This is a genomic window from Pseudomonas meliae (assembly GCF_001400515.1).
In the GTDB taxonomy this organism is placed as follows: Bacteria; Pseudomonadota; Gammaproteobacteria; order Pseudomonadales; family Pseudomonadaceae; genus Aquipseudomonas; species Aquipseudomonas amygdali.
The window spans coordinates 1-2,354 of the sequence record NZ_LJQT01000390.1 but is presented as its reverse complement, the minus strand read 5'-3'; the positions used below and the strand labels follow the sequence as shown (position 1 = coordinate 2,354).

Here is a 2,354-nt window from a genome sequence, read left to right as displayed (position 1 = left end):
GCGTCGCACGATAGTTGAGATTATCGTTCCGCTCGCTCCAGCGTCGGAATGCATTGCGTGACGCTCTGCGTCACAGATCTGCATCGCACCGCTGATCCTTGAGTGTGCAATCACTTCACCGTCTTCGGCGCCTTGCCGGTGCGCATCTGCTCCAGCAGCGGGCCGCATTGGTTCGGTGCGCTATCGCCGGTCGCGACCAGCGCCAGCAGACCGGCCACCGGGCCTACGGTCGCACCGAGCAGGACCATGCCGGCGCCGCGCAGCAGTAACGGGCCGGACTGCACGCCTGCATTGGGCTTGGCGAACGGGCCGTTGACATACAGTGGCGAGCGCAGCGAGAACACGCGGAAGCCCTTGGACTCCGGGTTGATCTGCAGGTCCAGCTGCTCGGTCTTCATGTTTGCGGTGCCATTGATGTAGATGATGGCGTTCTCGGTATCGAAGACGAACAGCCGACTGGTCGCCAAGCCGTCCTTGATGCCGAAATCAGAAGCCGCGCAATTGATCTTCACGTCCTTGTCGCCAAACAGCTTGCCCACCACGTAGTTGCCCACGTTGAGCCCGGCAATTTCCATCAGGCCACGGCTGATCGCGCCGTCGTTCACCAGCATTTTCATTTCACCGTTGGCGGTGCCGAGCAAAGCGGGAATCGAGTTGCCTCGGCCACTGATGTCGGCATCGCCGTTCAGCTCACCGAAGCTGGTTTTCATCGGTTCAAAAGTCGGGAACAGCTGCTTGAGCTTGAAGTTGCGCGCCGACAGCTTCGCCCTGCCCTGCAACGGCTTGTTGCGGCCGTCGAGGCGGATATCAGCATCCAGCTTGCCGCCTGCCACCCCAAAGCGCAGCGGTTCCAGGCTCAATTGCCCATCGTTGAGAATCAGATGGGTATACAGGTCGGTGAACGGCAGGTCCGGGCTTTGCACGATACGCTTGCCGGTGAACTCCACGTCGGCATCCATCGCTCGCCAGCGGTCGGTCTGAAATTCTTCTACGGGCAGGACCTTGCCCGACGGCTGCTTGCTCTCGCCACCGCGTTTTTTCTGAGCGGCATTCGAGTCGGCACCAATCAGCGGCGCGAGGTCGCTGAACAACAACTGATTGGACACCAGCACGCCGCTCAGCTTCGGCCGTGGCTGGCTGGCGACGTAACCCAGATCGCCGTGGATATCGCTGTTGCCGATCTTGCCGTTGAAGCCTTCGTAACGAAAGTTGGCTCCTGCCGAGTCATGCAGTTTGGCGATCAGGCGGCCATCAGTGGAGTAAGCCGGAGAGTCCGGCAGGGTAACGCCGGTCAGCGGGTACAGATTGCTCAGGCTCGCGCCGGAAAGTTTGAGGCGCAGATCCAGCGCACCCAGGTTCTGTGGGTCGGTCAGGGTCCCGGCGATGAGCGCGTGGGTATCACCAACCTTCACATCGGCCTGCACCGGGAACGGCTGACTGGCATCCTTGAGCGCCAGAAGGCCACCCACCTTGCCGGTGCCGCTCAGTTTCTGACCGTGGTACTGGCCTGTTACAGCCAGACCAAACGCATAGTCCTGCGGTACTGCGCCCTTTTCCTGGGCCTTTTGCGCTTCCTTGCTGCCAACGATTTCGCCAAACGGGATCGGCTTGCCGAGCAAGTCGATCACCACATCCAGATTGGCATTCAGTGTCTGGTCATTGAAACTCACCAGCCCCTTGTCGAACTTGATGGCCCCGATATCCACCACCCACTTGGAAGGTTCAGCGTTCGGGTCGGATTTGGGCAGGTCGAACACCCAGTTGGCGCGACCATCGGCCAGCCGCTCAAGCTTTGCCTCTGGACCGGTCAAATCGATACGCGGGATGACCACTTGCTGAGCCAGCAGTGGCAACAGCGACAGACGAAACTCAACGTGCTTGAGAGTGACCATCTGCGGGGTTTTCGACCACTCGGGATTACCCAGTGTCAGGTCATCGGCCACGAAGTGCGGCGACGGCACCCAGGCACGCCAGCCGCCGAGTTCGGGCTCTCGCATCCAGCGCACATCCAGGTCACCATTGATGGCGAACGGGCAATGCAGCGCTTCGCTGACTTTCTCATTGAGGGTAGGTTTGATGCGATTCCAGTCGAACGTGACAAGCACAATGACCAGTATGGCCAGCACCACCAATAACGTGGTACCTGTCCAGGCGAAAATCTTGCGGCTGCGCGTCATGCGTGACTCTCCAGAAAACAGCGCCCCGACCCTGGCGCGCTGAGTACGACATGAATGTTCGACTGACAAACGCGCCGAGGGTTTGATTTGAATACGAAATCGCACTAAAGGCCAGTACCTGTATTGCAACGCACGCCGAAGCGACTAACTGAAAACCCTTTAGGAGGGTGTAGACAA

General features: G+C 59.7%; 1 protein-coding gene. It reads right to left on the bottom strand.

Annotation, left to right across the window (positions count from 1 at the left end; genetic code table 11):
• Positions 1-110: 110 nt before the first annotated feature.
• Positions 111-2,177, bottom strand: a complete 2,067-nt coding sequence (locus tag ALO64_RS18120) for an AsmA family protein (RefSeq protein ID WP_044345729.1) — start codon at positions 2,175-2,177, stop codon at positions 111-113.
• Positions 2,178-2,354 lie beyond the last annotated feature (177 nt).